General features: G+C 72.9%; 20 protein-coding genes and 5 pseudogenes. 12 read left to right on the top strand and 13 right to left on the bottom strand.

Annotation, left to right across the window (positions count from 1 at the left end):
- Nucleotides 1-75: 75 nt before the first annotated feature.
- A pseudogene (locus BM536_RS05975) lies at nt 76-956 on the bottom strand (SIS domain-containing protein).
- Between the two features lie 80 nt (nt 957-1,036).
- On the opposite strand from BM536_RS05975, the gene BM536_RS05970 reads away from it, so the two are divergent.
- Both BM536_RS05970 and BM536_RS05965 read left to right on the top strand, forming a co-directional pair.
- Nucleotides 1,037-1,816, top strand: a complete 780-nt coding sequence (locus tag BM536_RS05970) for a DeoR/GlpR family DNA-binding transcription regulator (protein WP_094102631.1) — start codon at nt 1,037-1,039, stop codon at nt 1,814-1,816.
- A gap of 137 nt (nt 1,817-1,953) precedes the next feature.
- Nucleotides 1,954-3,426, top strand: a complete 1,473-nt coding sequence (locus tag BM536_RS05965) for an FAD-binding protein (RefSeq protein ID WP_073491281.1) — start codon at nt 1,954-1,956, stop codon at nt 3,424-3,426.
- A 209-nt stretch (nt 3,427-3,635) separates the two neighbouring features.
- On the opposite strand, the pseudogene BM536_RS44750 reads toward BM536_RS05965, so the two are convergent.
- Nucleotides 3,636-3,800, bottom strand: a pseudogene (locus BM536_RS44750) (carboxypeptidase-like regulatory domain-containing protein); the annotation flags it as partial.
- A gap of 74 nt (nt 3,801-3,874) precedes the next feature.
- Between BM536_RS44750 and BM536_RS05960 the strand changes: the two are divergent.
- Both BM536_RS05960 and BM536_RS05955 read left to right on the top strand, forming a co-directional pair.
- Nucleotides 3,875-5,080, top strand: a complete 1,206-nt coding sequence (locus BM536_RS05960; RefSeq protein WP_211362830.1) for an MFS transporter — start codon at nt 3,875-3,877, stop codon at nt 5,078-5,080.
- Nucleotides 5,081-5,297: 217 nt separating this feature from the next.
- A complete protein-coding gene (locus tag BM536_RS05955; RefSeq protein WP_094102630.1) occupies nt 5,298-6,050 on the top strand; it encodes a maleylpyruvate isomerase family mycothiol-dependent enzyme in 753 nt (250 codons plus the stop codon).
- 7 nt (nt 6,051-6,057) lie between these two features.
- Here the strand turns inward: BM536_RS05955 and BM536_RS05950 are convergent, their stop codons facing one another.
- Complete coding sequence (locus BM536_RS05950; protein WP_073491282.1) at nt 6,058-6,453, bottom strand: MarR family winged helix-turn-helix transcriptional regulator; 396 nt, start codon at nt 6,451-6,453, stop codon at nt 6,058-6,060.
- Between the two features lie 85 nt (nt 6,454-6,538).
- Here BM536_RS05950 and BM536_RS05945 point away from each other — a divergent pair, with 85 nt between their 5' ends.
- Together BM536_RS05945 and BM536_RS05940 are read left to right on the top strand one after the other, a co-directional pair.
- Nucleotides 6,539-8,029, top strand: coding sequence for an MFS transporter (locus tag BM536_RS05945; RefSeq protein WP_073491283.1), 1,491 nt, complete (start codon nt 6,539-6,541; stop codon nt 8,027-8,029).
- 67 nt (nt 8,030-8,096) lie between these two features.
- Complete coding sequence (locus BM536_RS05940; protein WP_073491284.1) at nt 8,097-8,507, top strand: DUF6332 family protein; 411 nt, start codon at nt 8,097-8,099, stop codon at nt 8,505-8,507.
- On the opposite strand, the pseudogene BM536_RS05935 reads toward BM536_RS05940, so the two are convergent.
- The 4 genes and pseudogenes from BM536_RS05935 to BM536_RS05920 all read right to left on the bottom strand — a co-directional run bounded on the left by BM536_RS05935 (nt 8,468) and on the right by BM536_RS05920 (nt 12,647).
- Nucleotides 8,468-9,132 (bottom strand): annotated as a pseudogene (locus tag BM536_RS05935) (response regulator). The gene BM536_RS05940 and the pseudogene BM536_RS05935 sit on opposite strands and share 40 nt — an antisense overlap.
- A gap of 41 nt (nt 9,133-9,173) precedes the next feature.
- Nucleotides 9,174-10,403, bottom strand: coding sequence for a sensor histidine kinase (locus BM536_RS05930; RefSeq protein ID WP_094102628.1), 1,230 nt, complete (start codon nt 10,401-10,403; stop codon nt 9,174-9,176).
- 124 nt (nt 10,404-10,527) lie between these two features.
- A pseudogene (locus BM536_RS05925) lies at nt 10,528-11,249 on the bottom strand (TetR/AcrR family transcriptional regulator).
- 135 nt (nt 11,250-11,384) lie between these two features.
- Entirely contained in the window at nt 11,385-12,647 is a 1,263-nt protein-coding gene (locus tag BM536_RS05920; protein ID WP_094102627.1) for a geranylgeranyl reductase family protein, read from the bottom strand.
- A 134-nt stretch (nt 12,648-12,781) separates the two neighbouring features.
- Between BM536_RS05920 and BM536_RS05915 the strand changes: the two genes are divergently transcribed.
- Together BM536_RS05915 and BM536_RS05910 are read left to right on the top strand one after the other, a co-directional pair.
- A complete protein-coding gene (locus tag BM536_RS05915; protein WP_073491285.1) occupies nt 12,782-14,137 on the top strand; it encodes a dipeptidase in 1,356 nt (451 codons plus the stop codon).
- 65 nt (nt 14,138-14,202) lie between these two features.
- Complete coding sequence (locus BM536_RS05910; protein ID WP_094102626.1) at nt 14,203-14,919, top strand: MBL fold metallo-hydrolase; 717 nt, start codon at nt 14,203-14,205, stop codon at nt 14,917-14,919.
- Between the two features lie 258 nt (nt 14,920-15,177).
- Here the strand turns inward: BM536_RS05910 and BM536_RS05905 are convergent.
- The 3 genes and pseudogenes from BM536_RS05905 to BM536_RS05895 form a co-directional block, all read right to left on the bottom strand.
- Nucleotides 15,178-16,222 (bottom strand): annotated as a pseudogene (locus BM536_RS05905) (NUDIX hydrolase).
- Nucleotides 16,223-16,362: 140 nt separating this feature from the next.
- The gene (locus BM536_RS05900; RefSeq protein ID WP_073491287.1) at nt 16,363-16,557 is read right to left on the bottom strand and encodes a hypothetical protein; all 195 of its coding nucleotides are present in this window, start codon (nt 16,555-16,557) and stop codon (nt 16,363-16,365) included.
- 116 nt (nt 16,558-16,673) lie between these two features.
- Complete coding sequence (locus BM536_RS05895) at nt 16,674-17,627, bottom strand: ROK family protein (RefSeq protein WP_094102625.1); 954 nt, start codon at nt 17,625-17,627, stop codon at nt 16,674-16,676.
- Nucleotides 17,628-17,828: 201 nt separating this feature from the next.
- Here BM536_RS05895 and BM536_RS05890 point away from each other — a divergent pair, with 201 nt between their 5' ends.
- The 3 genes from BM536_RS05890 to BM536_RS05880 all read left to right on the top strand — a co-directional run bounded on the left by BM536_RS05890 (nt 17,829) and on the right by BM536_RS05880 (nt 20,099).
- Complete coding sequence (locus BM536_RS05890) at nt 17,829-18,878, top strand: LacI family DNA-binding transcriptional regulator (protein ID WP_094102624.1); 1,050 nt, start codon at nt 17,829-17,831, stop codon at nt 18,876-18,878.
- Nucleotides 18,879-18,957: 79 nt separating this feature from the next.
- A complete protein-coding gene (locus BM536_RS05885) occupies nt 18,958-19,623 on the top strand; it encodes a hypothetical protein (protein ID WP_425444611.1) in 666 nt (221 codons plus the stop codon).
- A gap of 86 nt (nt 19,624-19,709) precedes the next feature.
- Nucleotides 19,710-20,099 carry a VOC family protein gene (locus BM536_RS05880; protein ID WP_073491289.1) on the top strand — a complete coding sequence of 130 codons (390 nt, stop codon included), beginning with the start codon at nt 19,710-19,712 and terminating at the stop codon, nt 20,097-20,099.
- Between the two features lie 67 nt (nt 20,100-20,166).
- Here BM536_RS05880 and BM536_RS05875 read toward each other — a convergent pair whose 3' ends face one another.
- The gene (locus tag BM536_RS05875; protein ID WP_073491290.1) at nt 20,167-21,471 is read right to left on the bottom strand and encodes a DUF6986 family protein; all 1,305 of its coding nucleotides are present in this window, start codon (nt 21,469-21,471) and stop codon (nt 20,167-20,169) included.
- A gap of 193 nt (nt 21,472-21,664) precedes the next feature.
- Between BM536_RS05875 and BM536_RS05870 the strand changes: the two genes are divergently transcribed.
- The gene (locus BM536_RS05870) at nt 21,665-22,609 is read left to right on the top strand and encodes an endonuclease/exonuclease/phosphatase family protein (RefSeq protein WP_073491291.1); all 945 of its coding nucleotides are present in this window, start codon (nt 21,665-21,667) and stop codon (nt 22,607-22,609) included.
- Between the two features lie 118 nt (nt 22,610-22,727).
- On the opposite strand, the gene BM536_RS05865 is transcribed toward BM536_RS05870, so the two are convergent.
- Nucleotides 22,728-23,690: an electron transfer flavoprotein subunit alpha/FixB family protein gene (locus BM536_RS05865; RefSeq protein ID WP_094102623.1), complete on the bottom strand. Its 963-nt coding sequence runs from the start codon at nt 23,688-23,690 to the stop codon at nt 22,728-22,730.
- 49 nt (nt 23,691-23,739) lie between these two features.
- Nucleotides 23,740-24,528: an electron transfer flavoprotein subunit beta/FixA family protein gene (locus BM536_RS05860; protein ID WP_073491292.1), complete on the bottom strand. Its 789-nt coding sequence runs from the start codon at nt 24,526-24,528 to the stop codon at nt 23,740-23,742.
- Nucleotides 24,529-24,731 lie beyond the last annotated feature (203 nt).

Raw genomic sequence — 24,731 nt, 5'->3', positions numbered from 1 at the left:
GTCTCCTCGTCCGCCAGGACGGCGGGGCTCCGGGTGGCAGCGGGTTCAGGGAGTTCGGGGGACGCAGGGGGCACGTCAAGGCGCGAGGATCACCGACCGGGTGAGGTGGCGCGGCCGGTCCGGGTCGAGGCCGCGGGCCTGGGCGACCGCCACGGCGAGGCGTTGGGCGCGCACGAGTTCGGCGAGGGGGTCCAGGGTGCCCTGGACCCACAGGGCGCCGGTGGCGCGGACCTGTTCGGCCAGCCCCGCGGGCGCCTCGCCGAACATCCAGGTCGCCGTACCTTCGGTGGTGACGCTGATGGGGCCGTGGCGGTACTCCATCGCGGGGTACGCCTCGCTCCAGGCGAGGGCCGCCTCACGCATCTTCAGGGCGGCCTCGTCGGCCAGCCCGACCGTCCAGCCGCGGCCCAGGAAGGTGAACTGCCGGCACTCCACGAGCCCTTCGGGCAGCGGCTCGGCCAGGGCGGTGCGGGCGTCGGCGACGACGGAGTCGGTGTGCAGGCCGAGGTGGGCGCGGAGCAGGGTGAGCGCGGTGGTGGCGAACCGGGTCTGCACGACCGAGCGTTCGTCGGCGTGGTCGAGGACCACGGTGTGGTCGGCCGCGGTCGTCACGGGCGTGCCGGGGTCGGCGGTGATCACGGTGGTGCGGGTACGCCCGCGCAGCCGGGTGAGCAGGTCGACGACCTCGGTGGTGGTGCCGGAGCGGGTGAGGGCGACGACCCGGTCGTAGGTGCGGTGGTACGGGAACTCGGAGGCGGCGTGGGCGTCGGTCTCACCATGCCCGCGCCTTCGCGCAGGGCGGCGGCGGACCGGGCCATGAAGTAGGAGGTGCCGCATCCGACGATCGCGACGCGTTCGCCCTCGGTCGGCAACTCGTTTTGGAAGCGGGTGACTTCGGTCGTGGCGCGGGTCCAGCACTCGGGCTGGCCGGTCAGCTCGTCCTCGATGTGGGTCATGTCCCACCCTCCCGACGGTGATGATTCATGCAAGATAGAGCCACTTTTCGAACAACTTCAAGCATGCGAACGGAGTCTTCATGTCCCGCGACACCCGGTGGAAGACGCTGCTGGACCTGCTCGTGGAGCGCGGCCGGCTGGATGTCGAGGAGACGGCGGCGGAGCTGGGGGTGTCGGCGGCCACGATCCGCCGGGACCTCGACCAGCTCGCCGAGCAGCAGATGCTGGTGCGTACGCGGGGCGGCGCGGTCGTGCACGGGGTGTCCTACGAGCTGCCGTTGCGGTACAAGACCGCGCGCCGGGCCTCGGAGAAGCAGCGCATCGCGCGGGCGGTGGCGGAACTGGTGGGGCCCGGCGAGGCGGTGGGGCTGACCGGCGGCACGACGACCACGGAGGTGGCCCGGGCCCTGGCCGTGCGCGGCGATCTGGCCGTCGGCTCTCCGGCGTTGACCGTGGTCACGAACGCGCTGAACATCGCGGCCGAGCTGGCGGTGCGCCCCCAGTTCAAGATCGTGGTGACGGGCGGGGTGGCGCGGGCGCAGTCGTACGAGCTGGTGGGGCCGCTCGCGGACGGGGTGCTGGGGCAGATCACGCTGGACGTGGCGGTGCTGGGCGTCGTCGCCTTCGATGTGACGCACGGCGCCGCCGCGCACGACGAGGCCGAGGCGGCGGTCAACCGGCTGCTGTGCGAGCGCGCCGTACGGGTCGTCGTCGCGGCCGACTCCGGCAAGCTGGGCCGCCGCGCCTTCGCCCGGATCTGCGCGGCCGACGCGGTGGACACCCTGGTCACGGACTCGGCGGCCGACGCGCGCACGGTACTGCGGTTCGAGGAGGCCGGAATCCGGGTGCTCACCGTCTGACCGCTCCGGCCCGCGCGGAGCACACCGGATCACTGGCTGAACACCGTACGTGACGGCTCGAACTGCCCTACCCTGTCGAGGATTTCAAGATCTGACGATTTTGAGGATGTCGTGGAGGTAGAGAGGTGGAAGTGCGTATGCCCCGCACACCGTCAAGACGTACCGTTCTGCGCGGACTCACGGTCACCGGAGCGGCGGTGACCGGCTTCGATCCCGCCGCCCGTGCCTGGGGCGCGGACGCGGCGGAGCCCGACGCGCGGCTGGCCGGGATTCCACGCCTGGACGGCACACTCGTCAGGGACGACGCCTCGCTCAGCGCCGCGTCGGACGATTACGGGCACATCGTGCACCACCGCCCGGCGGCCGTCCTGCGGCCGGGCTCGGTCCGCGACGTCGTCGCCATGGTCCGGTTCTGCAACGAGCACCGCGTGCCGGTCGCGCCGCGCGGCCGGGGGCACGCCCCGTTCGGCCAGGCGCAGGTGCGGGGCGGCCTGGTCGTCGAGACCACGCCCCTCGCGGCCATCGGTCGCGTGGGACCGGACAGCACCACCGTCACCGTCGGCGCCGGCGCCCGGTGGAGCGAGGTGGCCAGGGCCACCCTCGCGCACGGCCTCACCCCGCCCGTCCTCACCGACTACATCGAACTCTCCGTCGGCGGCACCCTGTCCGTGGGCGGCCTCGGGGGCCAGACCCACCGGCACGGCGCCCAGGTCGACAACGTCACCGAACTGCGGGTCGTCACCGGGGCGGGCGAGCTGGTCCGCTGCTCCCCGACCCGCTGTCCCGACCTCTTCCACGCCGTCCTGGCCGGCCTCGGCCAGTGCGGCATCATCGTCGAGGCCACCCTGCGCCTGGTGCCCGCGCCCGAGACCGTGCGCCACTACCACCTGACTTACGACGACCTGGAGACCTTCCTCGACGACCAGCGCCTCCTCGTCCAGGACGGCCGCTTCGACTACGTCGAGGGCCAGGTCACCCCGGACGCCGCCGGAGCGTTCCGCGTGCACACGCTGGAGGCGGTGGTCTACGGCCCGCCGTCCGGCCCCGCCCCGGACGACGCGTCGTTGCTGCGCGGCCTGCGCCACACGCCCTCCGGCGTGCGGTACGAGGACCGGTCCTACTACGACTTCCTCGACCGGCTGGCCCCCCTCGTCGCCATGCTGAAGGAGGCCGGCTTCTGGACCTACGCGCACCCGTGGCTGAACCTCATGATCCCCGGCACGTCCGCCGCCGCCGTGAGCGCACCGCTCCTGGACGCGCTCACCCCGGGCGAACTGGGCCCCGGCGTCGTCCTGTTCTACCCCCTGCTGCGCGAGCGTCTCACCACCCCGCTGCTGCGCACCACGGACGAGCCGGTGTCGTACCTCTTCGACATCCTGGGCGCGACCCCGACCGAGGACACCGCGGCCGTCGACCGCCGCCTGGCCGCCAACCGTTCTGCCTACGAGGCCGCCGCCGCGGCCGGTGGCACCCAGTACCCCGTCGGCAGCATCCCCTTCACCCGCGCGGACTGGCGCACCCACTTCGGCCCGGCCTGGCCTGCGCTGAAGGCGGCGAAGCAGACGTACGACCCGCGGGGGATCCTGGTCCCGGGTCAGGGCATCTTCTAGAACCGCCTCCGCGGCGAAGGTGAACCAGTCTGCCGGGGGGACCGGTCGCCAGGGTGCACCGGTCTGCCGCGTGGACCGGTCGGCCGCGTGGACCGGTCGGCCTGGTGGACCGCTCGGCCGCGTGGACCGCTCGGCGTGGTGGACCGCTCGGCCGGATGCACCGGTCGGCCGCGTGCACCGGTCGGCGCCTGGACCGGTCTGCGCAATGACTAGTCGGCAGGGTGGGCCAGTTCGAGGTCGTGGCCGTCGATGTCGCCGCCGGAGACGCTGACGCCGGCGGCGCGCGGCGGGTAGCCGGTCGCGATGACCGTGTACGGCCCGCTGTCCAGGTCCGAGAAGGCGTATGCCCCGTCGCTGCCGGTGGTCGTGGTCGCGGGCGTGAGGGTTCCGCAAGCATGTACGCATCAACTACCTTGCCGGGGTAAGGCGTTCCGCTTAGCCTGATTTTGTGCCGCCAATAAACAAAGCCCGTTCGCACATCGCCGTGCGGGGCCACTCCCTCAGCCGGCTCCGCCTCGTCCTCACCGTCTTCTTCGCCCTCGACGGATTCGTCTTCGCCGGCTGGGTCGTGCGCATTCCCGCCATCAAGGAACAGACCGGCGCCTCCGCCAGTGACCTCGGTCTGGCCCTCCTCGGCGTCTCCGCCGGGGCGGTGGTGACGATGCTGATCACCGGCCGCCTCTGCCGGCGGTACGGCAGCCACCCCGTCACCGTGGTCTGCGCGGTCCTGCTCTCCCTCAGCGTCACCCTGCCCCCGCTGACCCACTCCGCGACCGCGCTGGGCGCCGTACTGCTCCTCTTCGGCGCCGCCTACGGCGGAATCAACGTGGCCTTCAACAGTGCCGCCGTCGACCTGGTCACCGCCCTGGGCAGGCCCATCATGCCCACGTTCCACGCGGCGTTCAGCCTGGGCGGCATGATCGGCGCCGGCCTCGGCGGCCTGGTCGCGGGCTCCCTCTCCCCCACCCGCCACCTGCTGGGCCTCGGCCTCGTCGGTCTGCTGGTGACGGCACTGGCCGGACCCGCACTGCTGCGCCAGGCACCGGCCGGCGCACCCTCCCGGGACGGTGCGGACCCGCGCCCCGCGGAACCCACCCGCCTCACCGCCCGCACCCGCCGCCTGGTCGTCGTCTTCGGCCTGATCGCCCTGTGCACGGCCTACGGCGAAGGGGCGCTCGCCGACTGGGGCGCCCTGCACCTCCAGCAGGACCTCGACGCCTCCCCCGGTCTCGCTGCCGCCGGCTACGCCTGCTTCGCCCTCGCGATGACCGTCGGCAGGCTCACCGGCACGACCCTCCTGGAACGGCTGGGCCGCACCCGCACGGTGGTCGCCGGCGGCACCGTCGCGGCCGTCGGCATGCTGCTCGGCGCCCTCGCCCCGGCGCCCTGGGCAGCACTCGTCGGCTACACCGTCGCCGGACTCGGCCTGGCCAACCTCTTCCCGGTGGCGGTCGAACGCGCGGGCACCCTCGCCGGCCCCACCGGCGTGGCCGTCGCCTCCACCCTCGGCTACGGCGGCATGCTCCTCGGCCCGCCCGCCATCGGTTTCATGGCCGACTGGTTCTCCCTCCCCACCGCCCTCACCAGCGTCGCGGCCCTGGCGGCGATCGCGGCCCTGATCGGCCTCACCATGCGGCGCACGGCAGGCGACTGAGGAACCGACACACCGGCCCCCTGGCTGTGCCCCGCCATTCCGCGGAGCGAGCGGATCGCACCCCTCTCCCTCGGGCGCGGGCAGTACGAAGTCGCGATCGGTCATGACCCCGGTGTCCGCGCACCAGGTGGCACGCGCACCGCCTGAACGGCAAGCGCCTCGACGCCCTCCCGGCCCCCTTCCCTTCGACCGCACTCCATCGGGCACACTCACCCCCATGGAGACCGTCGAGTTCATCCGCGTCCTCGATCAGGAGGGCCGGTCCCTCGCCGCCGCGGCGGGCGAGGCGGGGCCCGGTGCCAGGGTCCCGACCTGTCCGGACTGGCAGGTCCGGGATCTGCTGCGGCACACGGGCATGGTGCACCGGTGGGCGACGTCGTTCGTCGCCGAGGGACGTACCGCGCCGTACCCCGCAGACGGTCCGCCGGACCTCGACGGCGGCGAGTTGCTCGACTGGTTCCGTACGGGCCACCGGCGCCTGGTCGACGCGCTCGCCGCCGCGCCCGCGGACGTGGAGTGCTGGCACTTCCTGCCCGCGCCCTCGCCGCTCGCGTTCTGGGCCAGGCGGCAGGCGCACGAGACGGCCGTCCACCGCGCGGACGCGGAGTCGGCGCGCGGCACGGCACCCGAGGAGACGGCCGCCGCGCTCCCCGTCGGCTTCGCGGCGGACGGCATCGACGAGTTGCTGCGCGCCTTCCACGCCCGCCCCAGGAGCAGGGTGCGCACCGAGGCTCCCCGTGTACTGCGGGTGCGGGCGACGGACGCCGACGACGCGGTGTGGACCGTACGTCTGTCCGCGGAGCCGCCGGTGACGGAGCGCGGCGGCGCAGGGGACGCGGACTGCGAGGTGTCCGGACCGGCGGCGCTGCTCTATCTGTCGCTGTGGAACCGGCTGCCGTACCCCGCCGTGGAGGGAGACGCCTCGCTGGCGCGGCTGTGGCGGGAGAAGTCTGCCGTGACCTGGAGCTGACGCGCGGTCAGTCCGGGTCCGTCAGCATGCGCGTGAGCACCGAGCGTTGCACGGGGAGCACCTCGCCGTGCAGCGCGCGCCCCCTTTCGGTGAGCGCCACCCGGACTCCCCGGCGGTCCTCGGAACACATCGCGCGCGCCACGAGACCGTCCTTCTCCAGCCGGGCGATCAGCCGTGACAGCGCGCTCTGGCTCAGGTGGACCCGCTCGGCGATCTCCTGGACACGGAAGTCGCACGCGCCGGCCGGGGCGGTTCCGGAGAGGACGTCGAGCACCTCGAAGTCGCTGGCGCACAGGCCGTGTCCGTGCAGTGCGCGGTCGAGTTCGCACTGCGTGCGCGCGTGCAGGGCGAGCATCTCCCGCCACTGTTCCACGAGCGCCCGTTCGACCTTGTCAGCCGCCATGGCGGCACCGTAGCAGAGAACCCGGTTTATTGCATCGGAATTAAATGCGCTTGCATTCGATGCATGCGCATGTAGTGTCCTCGGCATGACCTCTCCGCTCCCCTCCCCCGCGACCCCGTCCCCGGCGGTTCGCTGGACTCCCCGGCTGTGGGGCACGCTGCTGGTGCTCTGCGCCGCCATGTTCCTCGACGCGCTGGACGTGTCGATGGTCGGCGTCGCCCTGCCGTCCATCGCTTCCGACCTCGGCCTGTCCACCTCGACCCTGCAGTGGATCGTCAGCGGATACATCCTCGGCTACGGCGGCCTGTTGCTCCTCGGCGGACGCACGGCCGACCTGCTCGGCCGCCGCCAGGTCTTCCTCGTCGCCCTCGGTGTCTTCGCGCTCGCCTCCCTGCTCGGCGGCCTCGTCGACTCGGGCCCGCTGCTGATCGCCAGCCGGTTCATCAAGGGCCTGAGCGCGGCCTTCACCGCGCCGGCGGGCCTGTCGATCATCACGACGACGTTCCCGGAGGGCCCGCTGCGCAACCGCGCGCTCTCCATCTACACCACCTGCGCCGCCACCGGCTTCTCCATGGGCCTGGTCCTCTCCGGCCTGCTCACGGAGGCCAGTTGGCGCCTCACCATGCTGCTGCCCGCCCCGATAGCCCTGGTCGCCCTGGTGGTGGGCCTGAAGCTGCTGCCGCGCAGCGCACGCGAGCAGGGCCACAGCGGTTACGACATCCCCGGCGCCGTCCTCGGCACCGCGTCGATGCTGCTGCTGGTCTTCACCGTCGTCCAGGCACCCGAGGCCGGCTGGACCTCGGTCCGCACGCTGCTGTCCTTCCTGGCCGTCGCCGTCCTGCTGACCGTCTTCGTCCGGGTCGAACGGCGCTCACCCGGCCCGCTGATCCGCCTCGGCGTACTGCGCTCGGGCAGCCAGATACGCGCCCAGCTCGGGGCGATGGCGTTCTTCGGCTCGTACGTGGGCTTCCAGTTCCTGGCGACGATGTACATGCAGAACCTGCTCGACTGGTCGGCGCTGCACACCGCGCTGGCCTTCCTGCCGGCGGGTGCGCTGGTGGCGCTCTCCTCGACCAGGGTCGGCTCGGTCGTGGACCGGTTCGGCACCCCACGGCTGATCGTGACGGGCTTCGCCTTCATGGTCGTCGGCTACGCGCTGTTCCTGCGCGTCGACCTCGACCCGGTGTACGCGGCGGTCATCCTGCCCAGCATGCTGCTGATCGGCGCGGCCTGCGCGCTGGTCTTCCCCTCGCTCAACATCCAGGCCACGAACGGCGTGGCGGACCACGAGCAGGGCATGGTCTCCGGCCTGCTCAACACCTCCGTCCAGGTCGGCGGGGCGATCTTCCTGGCGGTGGTCACGGCGGTGGTGACCGCGGGCGCCCCGGCCGACCCCACCCCGCAGGCCGTACTGGACAGTTACCGCCCCGGTCTGATGGTGGTCACGGGCGTCGCCGCCCTGGGCCTCCTGATCACCCTTCCCGGCCTGCGTACCCGCCGCACCCGCGGCTCGGTCCTGGTCGCCAGGTCCACCGTGGAGGAGGCGAACGCGGAACGGGTTCCGGTCCGCGACTAGGGGGACGCCTCCGGAGGGCGCCCGGCGTGCTGTTGCCCGCCGGGCGCCCTCCTGTGAGACTTCCCCTATGACCGGCCACGGGGGACGCCGCACGCAGGCGGAACGGGACGCGATCACCGTCGAGATCGGATACGCGGTGCTCAGCGCGGCCTTCGCGGCGGCGGTGCTGTTCGGGGCGGTCGCCGGACCGGCGCTGCTGTTCGAACTCCCCGCCACCGTCGAGAAGGTGCTCCTGCACGTGGGACTCACGGTCACGCCCGTGCTGTTCGCGGTGCGGGTGGTGAGCGTGCTCCTCCGGTTCCCCGAGCACCGCGCGGCCACGCCCACCGGGGAAGCCGCCGGCCACACCGCCACCCCTCCCGGGGCCGGCGCCGGCACCACCGGTCACACCCACGCCACGGCCCGCCGCACCGACGGCGGGTCCGAACGCCCCGGGGGTCAGCCCAGCCAGCCGGGCCGGACCAGCCCCGACTCGTAGGCGAGCACCACCAGTTGGGCCCGGTCACGGGCGCCGAGCTTCACCATCGTGCGACTGACGTGGGTCTTCGCGGTGAGCGGACTGACCACCAGACGGCGGGCGATCTCCTCGTTGGTCAGACCGATCCCGACGAGCGCCATCACCTCCCGTTCCCGCTCGGTGAGCCGGGCCAGCTCGGAGTCGGCCGCGGGCGCCTTGGAACGGGCGGCGAACTCCGCGATGAGCCGCCGGGTGACCCCGGGCGACAGCAGGGCGTCCCCCGCCACCACCGCCCGTACGGCACGCAGGAGTTCCTCCGGTTCGGTGTCCTTGACCAGGAAGCCCGAGGCGCCGGACCGGATCGCTTCGAAGACGTACTCGTCGAGTTCGAAGGTGGTGAGCATGACCACCCTGACGGCATCGAGGGCCGGGTCGCCGGTGACCGGCGGGTCGCGGCCAGTCCGTCGAGGTGCGGCATCCGGATGTCCATCAGGACGACGTCGGGCCTCAGCTCGCGCACGAGCCGCACCGCCTCCTCGCCGTCGGGGGCCTCCCCGACCACCTCGATGTCCGGCTGGGCGTCGAGCAGCGCCCGGAAGCCGGCGCGGACCAGTGACTGGTCGTCGGCCAGCAGTACGCGGATCACCGGGACCTCCTCGGCTTCGGTGGGGGACGGCAGCGGGTGGCTCACCGCTCCGGCCCGGCTGCCGACGGCAGGACGGCGAGGACGCGGAAGCCGCCGTCCGCCCTCGGGCCCGCCTCGATCGTGCCACCCAGCGCCGCGGCCCGCTCCCGCATTCCGGCCAGGCCGTTGCCGCTGCCGCCCGCGTCCGTGCCGACCGACGGCCCGTCGTCGTCGATCCTCAGCCGCAGTGCCCCACTCGCCCGATCGAGGTGCACGCGCGCGTGACGGGACCCGGAGTGCCGTACGACATTGGTCAGGGCCTCCTGGACGATGCGGAACGCGGCGAGGTCCGTGCCGGGCGGCAGCCGGGGCGGCCTCCCCGTCACCTCGACGGTCAGTCCGGCCCGCGCCGCCTGCTCCACCAGTTCGGGCAGCCGGTCCAGGCCGGGCGCGGGGGTGCGCGGGGCGTCGCCGGGGGTGCGCAGGGTGTCGAGCACCTGGCGCACATCACCGAGTGCCTCCTTGCTGGCGGACTTGATCGTGGTGAGCGCGGTGCGCGCCTGCTCCGGATCGGTGTCGAGGAGCGCGAGGCCCACGCCCGCCTGCACGTTGATGACGGAGAGGCTGTGGGCGAGGACGTCGTGCAGTTCGCGGGCGATGCGCAGCCGCTCCTCGTCGGCCCGCCGCCGGGCGGCCTGCGCGCGCTCGGCCCGATCCCGGGCCCACTGCTCTCGCCGGGTCCGGGCCAGCTCGGAGACGGCGACGATGACCACGACCCAGGTGGCGACGACGATCTCCTGGGCGAAGGAGGCGGGCCGGTCCCCGGACGGCGGCAGCCACCGGTACAGCCAGTGCGCGACCAGCAGGCGCACGGTCCACAGCACGCCCAGGGCCGTCCAGGCGGCTCGGCGGTGCCCCGCGACGACGGCGGCGAAGCAGGCCACGGCGACGGTCAGGAGGACCGGCCCGTACGGGTAGCCGGCGCCCAGGTAGACCGCGGTGGCGGCGGCCGTACCGAACACGACGGGCACCGGATGCCGGTGCCGCCAGAGCAGCAGACCCGCGGCGACGACCAGCAGAACGCGCGCGAACGGGTCGAGCGCCGCACGTTCGCCCTGCTGCTCGTGGGCGGCGAAGTTCGAGCCGATGAGCACGAACGCGGTGAGCAGGACGGTGGAGCGCCAGGGCCGGTGGCTGCCCGGTTCCTCGTCCTCGCGGTGTCCCGGCCACGGCGGCCCGTACCGCCACCACCGCACCGGCCCGCCCCGCTCGCGCACCCGCCGCTCGTCCATGTCCGCCACGCTAGACGCCCCCGGCCTGGGCGGACGTCAGCCGGACGAGGTGATCGCGTGTACTCCCGGCGAAGTACGACCGGACGCCGGGGGCACCGGCGGTCCCGCCCCGGGATCGACGTCCCTACGCCGACCCCACTCCCCCGGCGAGTTCGGTCGCCGCATGGCGGAAGAAGGGCTCGCGGTCCTCGACCATGGGGCTGAACCGGCCGAACACCTCGAATCCGACCAGCCCGTACGGCTGGGCCCAGGCCGCGACCAGTGCGGCGGCGGTCTCCGGGGGGGGGGAGGTCGGGGGCGACGTCGGCCGTGATTCGCTCGCCTCGGCGCGCGGCTCGGCCGGAAGGGGGCGGCGCGGCAGGCGGGGCGGTCCGGCCCGCGTCCCGTGCGACGCCGGTCAGGAGGAGTCCGACGCGGGAGTCGGCGGGGACGGTCGTCAGGGGTGCGCCGCAGCCGGGCACGGGCGTGCCGTAGATCAGGGAGTACTCGTGCGGATGCGCCAGCGCCCAGCCACGTACCGCCTCACGGACCGCGACCCAGCGCCGGACGGGGTCGGCGACGGCGACGGCGGAGTGCGCGGCCTCCGCGCTCTCGCCGAGGGAGTCGTAGGCGTTGATGATGAACGCGGTGAGCAGTCGTCGCGGCTCGGGAAGTGGCGGTGCGGCGCGGAGGATGCCATGCCCGGTTGGCGGGCGACGCCCCGCAGGGACGGCTTGGCGGCCCCCCTAGGCGGCGAGCTGCCGGCGGGGCCTCCTCCCTGATGGCGGCGGTGATGTCGATCCGTGCGCGGGCGCGGGCCCCCGGGTGGTGCTGCTCATGGATTCCCGACGCCGGCCTCGGCCGCATCGCCCCGGACCACGCGGTGTTCCGGATCACCGTCACCCACAGCCGGTGACCCGCGTCGTGCGGTCCGCTCACCGGGGGGGGCCGGACCCGCCGGGAACCAGCCCCTGTCGTACGTCACGGGGGCCGGACGGCCTCTCAGGAACCGGCCTGCTCGACCCCGCCCGTGTCCGTCCGCGCGGCTGCGGTCGCCTGCCGCCGGTCCACCGCGTCGAGGGCACGCTGGGCGAGCGGGTGCGAGCGCACGAGTTCACCGAGGGTCGTCCGGCCACGGGTGATGTCCGTGAACGCCCGCCAGGCGGGGCGCACGCCGGTGAGAGCCGCGTGGAACAGGCCCGGACGCCGCTCGAAGAGGGCCAGCATCCGCTTTCCCACGCTCATCTCCACGCCGAGGCCCGCCTTGATCGCGAAGGCGTAGTTCAGGGCCTGGCGGCGGGCGTCCACCGCGTCGTGCGCCTCCGCGATGCGGACCGCCCACTCGCCGGCGAGCCGGCCCGAGCGCAGCGCGAAGGAGATCCCCTCGCGGGTCCACGGTTCGAGCAGCCCGGCCGCGTCCCCGCACACCAGCACCCGCCCGCGCGAGAGCGGCGAGTCGTCGGCGCGGCAGCGGGTCAAGTGGCCGGAGGAGATGCTCGGTTCGAAGCCGGCGAGGCCGAGCCGGCCGATGAAGTCCTCCAGATACCGCTTGGTGGCGGCGCCCTCGCCGCGCGCGGAGATCACCCCGACCGTCAGCGTGTCCCCCTTGGGGAACACCCAGCCGTAGCTGCCGGGCATCGGGCCCCAGTCGATGAGGACCCGGCCCTTCCAGTCCTCGGCGACCGTCTCGGGCACCGGGATCTCCGCCTCCAGGCCGAGATCCACCTGGTCGAGCTTCACGCCGACGTGTGCCCCTATGCGGCTCGCGCTGCCGTCGGCGCCGATGACCGCCCGTGCCAACACCGCTTCGCCGCCCTGGAGGACGACCGCGACCGTCCGCCGGTCGGGCACGGCCGAGCCGTGCTGCTCGACCCGTGTGACGGTGGCGCCGGTGCGCAGTTCGGCGCCGGCCTTCTGGGCGTGCTCGACGAGCTGCTGGTCGAACTCGGGCCGGTTGATCAGTCCGAACAGCATCTGCCGGGAGCGGCGGGTGCGGGTGAAGCGTCCGTTGTTCGAGAACGTCACCGCGTGCACCCGGTCCTGGAGGGGCAGCTCGAAACCCGGTGGAAGCGCGTCACGGGAGAGACCGATGATGCCGCCGCCGCATGTTTTGTAGCGGGGCAGCTCCGCCTTCTCCAGCAACAGGACGCGCCGCCCCGCGACCGCCGCCGCATAGGCGGCCGAAGCCCCCGCGGGTCCCGCGCCCACCACGACGACGTCCCACACCTGCTGCACGTCGTCCGCCGAAGAGTTCTCGCTGCTCACGATGGTCTACTGCTCCCGATCAAGCCGCCTGCCGCACCTGTCCCCCGCATCCTACGACCGAGATCGCCGCGGTCGGCTGTGGGAGGATCGGCAACACCCGTCAGGACAACGTCGCACCCACAAGGAGCGTGCCCATGTCGTCGAATCCGGTCGCCGAGACCGTCGCCTCGCTGATGCCCCGGGCGAAGGCGGAGCTCACCGAACTGGTGGCGTTCAGGTCGGTGGCGGACTTCGACCAGTTCCCGCGCGCCGAGAGCGAGGCCGCGGCGAACTGGATAGCCGCCGCCCTGCGCGCGGAGGGCTTCCAGGACGTGTCCCTCCTCGACACCCCGGACGGCACGCAGTCGGTGTACGGGTTCCTGCCGGGGCCGGAGGGCGCGAAAACGGTTCTGCTGTACGCGCACTACGACGTGCAGCCGCCGCTGGACGAGGCCGGCTGGGCCACCCCGCCCTTCGAGCTGACCGAGCGCGACGGCCGCTGGTTCGGCCGGGGCACCGCCGACTGCAAGGGCGGCTTCATCATGCACCTGCTGGCCCTGCGCGCCCTCAGGGCGAACGGCGGGGTGCCGGTCCATGTGAAGGTGATCGTCGAGGGCTCGGAGGAGCAGGGCACGGGCGGCCTCGAGCGGTACGCCGAGGAGCACCCGGAGCTGCTCGCCGCCGACACCATCGTGATCGGCGACGCGGGCAACTTCCGGGTCGGTCTGCCCACCGTCACCTCCACGCTGCGCGGCATGACCATGATGCGGGTGCGGATCGACACCCTCGCGGGCAATCTGCACTCCGGCCAGTTCGGCGGCGCCGCCCCCGACGCGCTGGGCGCGCTGATCCGCGTACTGGACTCGCTGCGCGCGGAGGACGGCTCGACGACGGTGGACGGCCTGACCGACGCCCCGGCGTGGCAGGGACTCCAGTACGACGAGGAGCAGTTCCGCAAGGACGCCAAGGTCCTCGACGGCGTCGAACTGATCGGTTCGGGCACGGTCGCCGACCGTATCTGGGCCCGCCCCGCGGTCACCGTCCTCGGCATCGACTGCCCGCCGGTCGTCGGCGCCACCCCGTCGGTGCAGTCGAGCGCCCGGGCGCTGATCAGTCTGCGAGTGCCGCCGGGCGTGGACGCGGCCGAGGCGACGAAGCTGCTCGAAGCCCACCTGGAGGCGCACACGCCGTGGGGCGCGCGGGTGCGGACCGAGCAGATCGGTCAGGGCCAGCCGTTCAGCGCCGACACCACGAGTCCGGCGTACGCGGCGATGGCCGAGGCGATGGCGGTGGCCTATCCCGGCCAGGAGATGCAGTACGCCGGCCAGGGCGGCTCCATCCCGTTGTGCAACACCCTCGCGGCGCTCTACCCGCGCGCGGAGATCCTCCTCATCGGTCTGAGCGAGCCGGAGGCCCAGATCCACGCGGTCAACGAGAGCGTGTCCCCCGAGGAGCTGGAGCGCCTGTCGGTGGCGGAGGCGCTGTTCCTGCGCACGTACGCGACGAGCTGAGCCGCGCGCTCTGCTCTCGGCAGAGGGCCTCGCCCGGTGGGCGGGGCCCTCTCTACGGTCGTCCCATGGACGTCATCGCGCTCCTCCCCCGGCTGCACCTGCTGCGCTTCCCGGTCGGCCAGGCCTACCTCTGGCGCGACGCCGGCGAGTTGACGCTCGTGGACGCCGGACCGCCCGGCTCCGGCCGTGCGATCGCCGACGCGGTGGCCGCCCTGGGGCACGATCGGGCGGCCGTACGGCGGGTGGTGCTCACCCACTTCCACGAGGACCACGCGGGCGGAGCGGCCGAACTGGCGGCCCTCACCGGCGCGGAGGTGCTGGCGCACACCGCGGACGCGGCGGTACTGCGCCGCGACGTCCCTTCCCCGGAACCGGTGCTGGAGGAGTGGGAACGTCCGCTGCACGCCGCCGCGCTGCGCCGCCTGCCCGTGCGCGATGTCGAACCGCCCCCGGCGATCACGGAGTTGGCCGACGGTGATGTCCTCTCCTTCGGCGCGGGAGCGCGCGTGGTCCATGTGCCCGGTCACACCGACGGCAGCATCGCCCTCCATCTGCCGCACCACGGCGTGCTGTTCACGGGGGACACGGTCGCCGCCTCGCCCGTCGACGGTTCGGTGATGCCGGGCGTGTTCAACCTGGACCGGACCCTGACCGTCGCCGCGCTCCACCGGCTCGCCGCGCTCGACACGGACGTGGCCTGCTTCGGCCACGGCGACCCGGTGACCGAACGGGCGTCGGCCGCCCTGCGCGAAGCGGCTGACAGCCATCGCCCCACGCCGTGAGGCTGGGGATCACGCCCCTGTCCCCGCGCCTCACCGCCCATCGCGCCCTCGCCACAGCCCTCGTCCCGCCGAGCGACCGCGAGGCGGCGGATCTCGTGGCGACCGGCGTGCCCCTCGGCAGCCGGGTCGGCGGACAGGTGTTGCGCGTCGACGTGGAGGGCCGGCCGGATGACCGGTTTCGAACGCCGGCTGCGGGAGGAGAGCCGCTCCACCCCCTACCCGGCGCAAGCACTGCGCCGCGCCGTGGCCGCGTGCGGGTCACCCGAGGGGGACCCCCGCCTCCAGGTAGAGCGCGGCGCCCCGCTCCCGCGCCCGCAGCGCCCCAGCGCAGCCGCTCGTAGCGGACCGGGGGCAGCAGGTCGGCGGCCTCCTCCTCGGTGACGAAGCGCCAGCCGCGCAGTTCGGGGCCGGGCAGCAGCAGCCGCTCGGCCGCAGCGGAGTCGAGCCGGCCGCCGTCGAAGAGCAGGCGCAGCCCGCCGTAGCCGGGAGGCGTCGGCCGCTCCCAGTCGACGACGAGCAGCCGGGGTACGTCGTCCAGCCGGACGCCGGTCTCCTCCTCGACCTCGCGCATGCCCGCGCGCGCGGGCGCCTCGCCCGGCTCCACGACACCGCCGGGGAACTCCCAGCCGGGCTTGTAGGTCGGGTCGACGAGCAGCACCCGGTCCCGCTCGTCGAAGAGCAGCACTCCGGCGGCCAGCGTCTCGGCGGTCGGCTCGGGGGTCTGCACGATCTCGCAGGCGGCCACCGACCCGCTGCCGACGGCCTCCGCGATACGGGCGGCGGTCTGGTACGGCGTGAGGTGGCTGGAGTCGACCGGGTGGGCGTCGGCGGTGAGCCAGCCGGCGAGCGCGGCGCGGTACGGCTCGATGTGGTCGTACGACCACTGCCGTACCCGTATCTCCGCGTCGGGTAGGTCGGGCGGGAGTTCCCGCCCGGCTATTCGCTGGCGCAGGATCGTTTCCCCCGGGGCCAGCAGCACATGTCGGACGGCGATCCGGCGGGCCGCGAGGCCACCGAAGATCTCGTCGCGGTACTCCTGGCGCAGCAGGGTCATGGGGACGACGAGAGTGCCCCCCAGTTCGCCGAGGAGCGCGGCCGCGGTGTCGATCACGAGGCGGCGCCAGATCGGCAGGTCCTGGAAGTCGCCGACCTCGGCGAGTCGTTTGGGCGGCAGCAACTGCGGGAGCGCCGCCCCCACGACCTCGGGGTCGAAGAGCGTGCTGTTCGGGATCAGGTCGATCAGTTCCCGTGCGGTGGTCGTCTTTCCCGCACCGAACGCGCCGTTGATCCAGACGACGGTCACGTTTCCCCCTCTGCTGTCGGCCCCCTGTGGCTTGCCCGCTCCACCCTGCCACGGAATTCGCGTCCCGTTGAGGGCGCGTGAACGCCGTGCGCCGGCCCCCGGGCGGTGGGGACCGGCGCCACGGCCTGGTGCGGAATCCGTCAGTCGGTCTGGCCCAGGGCGTCCTCGTCGACTGCCAGACTGTCCCTGGCGATGGTGTCGTCGAGGGTGCTGAGGGTGTCCCCCACGTTCAGTCCGTCGAGGCCCTCACCGCCGAGGCCGTGCGAGGGGGTGATCGCCGCGACGACGAAACCGGTGGCGAGGGAGGCGATGGCGAGCATGCTGCGCTTCTTCATGCCCGGATCAACTGCACGGGCCGCGTGAGGTCACGCGCCGACCGCGACCTGCTCCGGAGCGGGTGCGTCGTCCCGGTGAGGGAACGTTCCTCCGGACCGGCTGTCCAGGGCTCCGCTCAGACCCCCGCGGCCGTCATCTCCGGCCCGCTGGCCAGCGCCGCGGCGGCCGCACCCACCAGGCCTGCGTCGGTGCCCATCTGCGCGGGCACCACGGTCAGTCTCCGCACGAAGGACAGGGTGGCGTAGTCGGCGAGGGACCGCCGCAGGGGGGTGAACAGGACGCCGCCCGCCTTGCCGACTCCGCCGCCGATCACCGCGATGTCGATCTCGACGAGGGTCGCGGTGGCGGCGATGCCGGCGGCCAGGGCCTGCGCGGCGCGCTCGAAGGAGGACACGGCGACGGGGTGCCCCGCACGGGCCGCGGCGGCCACGGCGGCGGCGGAGGTGTCACCGTCCGGGCCGGGCAGCCACCCGTTCTCCAGGGCGCGCCGGGCGATGTTCGGCCCGCTGGCGATGCGCTCCACGCAGCCGCGCGCCCCGCACGGACACGGGTCGCCGTCGAGATCGACACTGATGTGACCGATGTGCCCGGCGTTGCCGGAAGGGCCGGGGTGCAGTCGGCCGCCCAGGACCAGACCACCGCCGACGCCGGTGGACACCACCATGCACAGGGCGTTGTCATGGCCGCGGGCGGCACCCTGCCAGTGCTCGGCGGCGGTGATCGCCACGCCGTCGCCGATCAGCTCGACGGGGAGGTTCCCGGTGGCCGCCCGCACCCGCTCGACCAGCGGGTAGTCCCGCCAGCCGGGCACGTTGACCGGGCTCACCGTGCCGGCGGAGGCGTCCACCGGGCCGGCGCTGCCGATGCCGAGGGCGCGGGCGCGCACCCACAGCGGCGAGGCCGTCAGGTCCCCGAGCACCTCCTCGACGGCCCGCATCACGGTGTCGCCGTCCTGCTGGGCGGGCGTGGGCCGCTGGGCGCGGACCAGGATCGCGCCGTCGCCGTCCACCAGCGCGCCGGCGATCTTGGTGCCGCCGATGTCCAGCGCGGCCACGAGGTCGGTGTGCATCAGTCTCGGTTCTCCCCGTCAACCATCGAAAAAAGGGCTGGCCGGTCCAGCGGTGGGGACGTGGGCCGGGATTGCGGTGGACAGTCTCTCCCGCATCTGACAACGTTGTCCAGGCCCTATGCTCGTCGGCACATCCTCACCCATCTCCAGGGGCGCACGCACCGCGGGCGTCTCCATGGACAACAGGACAGGACCCGCACCGTGCCCGAGACGCCCCGCCGCGCTGTCGGCATCTCCGGAAACCGCTACGGCAATCGTCCCACCATGAAGGACGTGGCGGCGCGCGCGGGGGTCGGACTCAAGACCGTCTCGCGCGTGGTGAACGGCGAGCCGGGCGTCACACCGGAGACCGAGCGGCGCGTCCAGGAGGCCATCGACGCGCTCGGCTTCCGCCGCAACGACAGCGCGCGTGTCCTGCGCAAGGGCCGCACCGCCACCGTCGGCCTGGTCCTCGAGGACCTCGCCGACCCGTTCTACGGCCCCCTCAGCCGGGCCGTCGAGGAGGTGGCGCGGGCGCACGGCGCGCTGCTCATCAACGGCTCCAGCGCCGAGGACCCCGACCGGGAACAGGAGTTGGCGCTGGCGTTGTGCGCGCGCAGGGTGGACGGCCTCGTGGTCATCCCGGCCGGTGACGACCACCGCTATCTGGAGCCGGAGATCAAGGCGGGCGTCGCGACGGTGTTCGTGGACCGGCCCGCGGGGCGGATCGACGCCGACTGCGTGCTGTCGGACAACTTCGGCGGGGCCCGGGAGGGCGTCGCCCACCTCGTCGCGCACGGGCATCGCAGGATCGGCTTCATCGGGGACATGCCCCGCATCCACACCGCGGCCGAGCGGCTGCGCGGCTACCGCGCGGCGATGGAGGACGCCGGGATAGCCGTCGAGGACGCCTGGATGTCCCTGGGCGCCACCGATCCCGGGCGGGTCCGCCGGGCGGCCGAGGAGATGCTGACCGGGCCGGCGCCGGTCACCGCCGTGTTCTCGGGCAACAACCGGGTGACGGTCACCGTGATCCGGGTGCTCGCCGAGCAGAGCCGCCGTACCGCCCTCGTGGCCTTCGACGACCTGGAGCTGGCCGACCTGCTCCAGCCGGGCGTCACGGTGGTCGCACAGGACGCCGCCGCCATCGGCCGTACCGCCGCGGACCGTCTCTTCCGGCAGCTGGACGGCACCCTGATCGCGCCCGAGCGCATCGAAGTGCCCACCCGGCTCGTCACCCGCGGCTCGGGCGAGCTGCCCCCGGCGGACTGAGCCCGGCGTGGAGGGACACGAGGAGGACCGCACCCTGGAGGCGCTGGGCCTGTCCGACGCCCCGCGCGACCATCCGCTGATGTATCCCGGAGTCTGGCCGGCGGAGTCCGGACTGCTCGACGGGGACCGGCTGTTGCCGCTGGACCGCCTGACGTTCCCGGACCGGACGCCCGTGCTGGCCGTCGGCTCCAATGCGTGCCCCGCTCAACTGCGGCACAAGATGGCCGGGTTCGCCCTCACCTCGCCGATCCCGATGGTCCGGACCCGGGTCACGGGCATCGACGTGGGTGTGTCGGCCCATGTGAGCATCCTGGGGTACGTGTCCGCCTCCCCCGTCCACGCGCCCGGTGTGACCCGGGAGTTGTTCGTCATCTGGCTGGACGCCGAACAGCTCGCCGTCGTCGACGCGACCGAGCCGAACTTCGACCGGGTCCGGCTGCCCGAACCGTCGGTGCGCGTCGAACCGGACGACGGCGGGACGTTGTCCGGGGTGTTCGCGTACGTCAACCGTCACGGGGTCCTGCACAACGGCGCCGGAGTGCCGCGCAACCATCCGGGACAGCGTCCCCTGATCACCGAACTCCTGCTGGCGTCAACCGAGTTGCGGCGGATGTTCGGCGTGACGCCGGAGGAGTTCTGTGTCCGCGCCAGGGCCGACGCGCGGCTCTGCGAGCGCGGTACACAGCTGTTCGCGAAGGAGAAGATGGTGACCCGTTCCGGGCTGGAACACCTCCGCGTCCGTTAGGATCATCACACGGCATCGCGTGTCGGTCACCGGCTGGGTGAGGCATGGAGGTGCCCGTGAGTTTGCCTTACGGAGGCATTCCACACATGTCTGTCGAGCTGAACCACACGATCGTCCACTCCCGCGACAACCGGGAGTCCGCCGAGTTCCTCGCCCACGTCCTGGGGCTCGAAGTCGGTTCCGAGTGGGGCCCGTTCGTCCCGGTCGACACGAGCAACGGCGTCACCCTGGACTTCGTCACCATCCCGGCGGAGTCCATCACCATGCAGCACTACGCCTTCCTCGTCTCCGACGAGGAGTTCGACGCCGCCTTCGAGCGGATCAGGGAAGCCGGGATCACGTACTTCGCCGATCCGCACGGAAAGCGGCCGGGTGAGATCAACCACCACCACGGCGGGCGGGGTCTGTACTTCATGGATCCCGCGGGGCACGGGATGGAGATCATCACCACCCCGTACACCTTTCCCGAGCAGTAGCCGGGGCTGAACGCCGACGGCCGGCCGGAGTGACCCACGCTCCGGCGGCCCTCCCGCTTTCCGGTGGTCACCGTCCGGCGGCCGTCAGATCGCCCCGGCGCGGTGCCGCGAAGCCCTCCAGGGCGTCCCGCGTGAGCCCGGTCGCGTCGGTCACCTCGGCCGCGTCGAGGGCGCCGCAGTCCAGGCCGCGCAGCAGGTAGCCGCTGAGGGCCTTGGCGGTCGCCGGCTCGTCCATCACGTCTCCGCCGGCCCGGTTGGCGTACCGGGAGAGGCGCTCGGCGGCCTGCGCGAAGCCCTCTCGGTAGAAGGCGAAGACGGCCGCGTAACGGGTCGGGATGTGGCCGGGGTGCATGTCCCAGCCCTGGTAGTAGGCGCGGGCGAGGGCGCGGCGGGTGAGCCTGTAGTGCAGGCGCCACGCGTCGTGGACCTGGCCGGTGGGGCCGACCGGCAGGACGTTCGTGGAGCCGTCGGAGACCCGTACGCCGGTGCCGGCGGCGGCGACCTGCATGACGGCCTTGGCGTGGTCGGCGGCCGGGTGGTCGGCGGCCTGGTGGGCGGCGGAGACGCCGAGGCAGGCGCTGTAGTCGAAGGTGCCGTAGTGCAGGCCGGTGGCGCGGCCCTCGGCGGCCTGGATCATGCGGGCGACGGTGGCGGTTCCGTCGGCGGCGAGGACGGCCTGGCTGGTCTCGATCTGGATCTCGAAGCCGAGCCGGCCGGGGGTGAGACCTCGCGCCTTCTCGAAGGCCTCCAGGAGCCGGACCATCGCGGTGACCTGCTCGGCGTAGGTCACCTTCGGCAGGGTCAGCACCAGCCCGTCGGGCAGGCCTCCGGCCTCCATCAGGCCGGTGAGGAAGATGTCCAGGGTGCGGATGCCCCGGTCGCGGACGGCGGCCTCCATGCACTTCATGCGGATGCCCATGTAGGGGGCGGCCGTGCCCGAGGCGTACGCCTCGGCGATCAGCCGGGCCGCTCGGGCGGCGGCCTCGTCCTCCTCGGCGTCCGGGCGGGAGCCGTAGCCGTCCTCGAAGTCGACCCGCAGGTCCTCGATCGGCTCGCGCTCCAGCTTGGCGCGCACGCGCGTGTACACGGGCTCGGCGAGTTCACCGGACAGGCCGAGGACGGCGGCGAACGACGCCGCGTCGGGGGCGTGTTCGTCGAGCGCGGCGAGGGCCCGGTCGCCCCAGGAGCGGATGGTGTCGGCGGCGAAGGCGTCACCGGGGACGTAGACGGTGTGGACGGGCTGGCGGGTGCCGGGGTCGCCCGGATAGCGGCGTTCGAGTTCGGCGTCGACCGGGGCGAGGGAGGCGCTGATCTCCTCGCCGACAGCACCCGCGAGGCTCGTCGACACCGTCTCCTGCTGGCCCTCGCCCATTCCCGCACCCTTCTGTTTTCCACTGTACGGAATCAACAATCCGTTGAACGAAGCTAACCGTGGGGCTTCTCGTGGGTCAACACCCTGTCCATGCCCTGACCGCGCCGGCCCTCCCCTCGCTTCCGTCCCGGGGCCCTCTTCCGTCCGCTCGTTCGTACAATCACCCTGGCGTACGAGGGGAAAGGGGAGCCACTTGGCGGACCGCAGAGGGCTCACGCGGCGCACGGGACTGAGGACCGCGCTGGCCGCCACCGTCGGCGTTCCCCTGATCGGCACGCTTCCGGCCTCTTCGGCCGTCCGGGTCGCCACGGCCGAAGAGAAGTCGATCAGGAGGGCTGCCGTCGTCCCGGACCTGGACGTCATGACCTTCAACCTCCGGTTCCCCAGCACCAGGGAACCGCACAGCTGGACGGCCCGCCGTCCGGTGATGGCCGCCCTGCTGCGCGCGGCGGCGCCCCACGTCATCGGCACCCAGGAGGGCGAACCTCCCCAACTGCGCGAGATCGAGGCCGACCTCGGACCCCACTACGACTGGATCGGCACCGGGCGCGGCGGGGGCGACGACGAGTCGATGGCCGTCTTCTACGACACCCGGCGGCTCGCCGCGGTCGAGCACGCCCACTTCTGGCTCTCCGACACCCCGGCCGTGCGCGGATCCAACACCTGGGGCGGGGCCCATCCCCGGATGGTCACCTGGGTCCGGTTCCGCGATCTGAAGGCGGCCGGGCGGCAGTTCTGTGTCTTCAACACCCACCTCGACAACGCCGGCCGGTACGCCCGCGAACGCGCCACCGCGATGATCGTCGAGCGGCTCGCCGCGTTCGATCCCGGCCTGCCCCTGCTGGTGACCGGCGACTTCAACGCCGCCGCGCACCGCAGCACGATCCACGAGACCCTGCTGGGCGGCGGCCTCGTCGACACCTGGGACACGGCGGAGCGGCGCGGCCCGGCCTACGGGACCTTCCACGCGTACCGGGGTCCGCAGCCCGGTGGGGACCGCATCGACTGGATCCTGGCGACGCCGGGGGTCACGGTCCACCGGACGTGGGTGGACACCTTCTCGCTGGACGGCCAGTACCCCAGCGACCACCTGCCGGTGTGCGCCTCGGTGACCCTCGGACGAGGTGACCCCGCATGAGGTGTCCCCGCATGAGGTGTCCCCGCATGAGGTGACCCCTGGACAGGGGATCCTTGGACGAACCGAGGCCCCCGTGACCGGCTCGGTCACGGGGGCCTCGTACAGCGGCGGTCGGGGATCAGCCCTTGCGGGCCTTGATCTCCTCGGTGAGCTGCGGGACGACGTCGAACAGGTCGCCGACGACGCCGTAGTCGACCAGGTCGAAGATCGGGGCCTCGGCGTCCTTGTTGACGGCCACGATCGTCTTCGAGGTCTGCATGCCGGCGCGGTGCTGGATGGCGCCGGAGATGCCGTTGGCGATGTAGAGCTGCGGCGAGACGGACTTGCCGGTCTGGCCGACCTGGTTGGTGTGCGGGTACCAGCCGGCGTCCACCGCGGCACGCGAAGCGCCGACGGCCGCACCGAGCGAGTCGGCGAGGGCCTCGATGATCGCGAAGTTCTCCGCGCCGTTGACGCCACGGCCGCCGGAGACGACGATCGCGGCCTCGGTCAGCTCCGGGCGCCCGCTGGACTCACGCGGGGTGCGGCCGGTGACCTTGGTGCCGGTCGCCTGGGCGGAGAAGGTCACCGCGAGGGCCTCGACCGCACCGGCGGCCGGAGCGGCCTCGACGGCGGCGCTGTTCGGCTTGACCGTGATGACCGGGGTGCCCTTGACGACACGGGAGGTGGTGGTGAAGGACGCGGCGAACACCGACTGGGTGGCCACCGGGCCCTCCGCGCCGGCCTCGAGGTCGATGGCGTCGGTGATGATGCCGGAGCCGGTGCGCAGCGCGAGGCGGGCGGCGATCTCCTTGCCCTCCGCGGAGGACGGGACCAGCACCGCGGCCGGGGAGACGGCCTCGACGGCGGCCTGGAGCGCGTCCACCTTCGGCACCACGAGGTAGTCGGCGTACTCGGACGCGTCGTGCGTGAGGACCTTGACCGCGCCGTGCTCGGCGAGGACGGAGGCGGTGTCGGCGGCGCCGCTGCCGAGGGCCACGGCGACGGGCTCACCGATACGGCGGGCCAGGGTCAGCAGCTCCAGGGTGGGCTTGCGGACGGCACCGTCCACGTGGTCGACGTAGACGAGGACTTCAGCCATGGGATTGCTCTCCTGCGTACGGAATGAGGGGCGGTCAGCGAGTGAGGGCTCAGATGAACTTCTGGCCCGCGAGGAACTCAGCGAGCTGCTTACCGCCCTCGCCCTCGTTCTTGACGATCGTGCCGGCGGTGCGGGCCGGACGCGCGGTCGCGGTCTCGACCTTGGTGAAGGCGCCGTCCAGGCCGACCTCCTCCGCCTCGATGTCGAGGTCGGACAGGTCCCAGGACTGAACCGGCTTCTTCTTGGCGGCCATGATGCCCTTGAAGGACGGGTAGCGCGCCTCGCCCGACTGGTCGGTCACCGACACGACGGCCGGCAGGGAGGCCTCGAGCTGCTCCGAGGCGGCGTCGCCGTCGCGGCGGCCCCTGACGGTGCCGTCCTCGACAGAGACCTCGGAGAGCAGGGTGACCTGCGGGACGCCCAGGCGCTCGGCGACCAGGGCCGGGACGACGCCCATGGTGCCGTCGGTGGACGCCATGCCGGAGATGACCAGGTCGTAGCCGGCCTTCTCGATCGCCTTGGCCAGCACCAGGGAGGTGCCGATGGCGTCGGTGCCGTGCAGGTCGTCGTCCTCGACGTGGATCGCCTTGTCGGCGCCCATGGAGAGGGCCTTGCGGAGCGCGTCCTTGGCGTCCTCGGGGCCCACTGTCAGGACGGTGATCTCCACGTCGTCGTCGGAGTTCTCGGAGATCTGCAGCGCCTGCTCGACCGCGTACTCGTCGAGCTCGGAGAGCAGACCGTCCACGTCGTCCCGGTCGACGGTCAGGTCATCGGCGAAGTGCCGGTCGCCAGTGGCGTCGGGCACGTACTTCACAGTGACAACGATCCTCAAGCTCACGCCGGCTCTCCTACTGCATCGTCAGTTCTGGCTGCCTTCTTTCAGGCAGCATAGGCGCCACAAGCGGCCGATTCCGATCGGGGCCGCCTGCGCTCCCGAACGAAACATTACTCATCAGTACACCCAGTTCCTGCCCGCTAAGCAAGCGCTTTGAACTGTGACCTCCGCAACGCAGCGTAATCGGAACTCAAGGGCTCCGCAGG

This window comes from Streptomyces phaeoluteigriseus (genome assembly GCF_001896135.2).
Taxonomy (GTDB): Bacteria; Actinomycetota; Actinomycetes; order Streptomycetales; family Streptomycetaceae; genus Streptomyces; species Streptomyces phaeoluteigriseus.
Note: the sequence above shows the minus strand (reverse complement) of the source record. Positions and strands in the feature narration are given on the sequence as shown.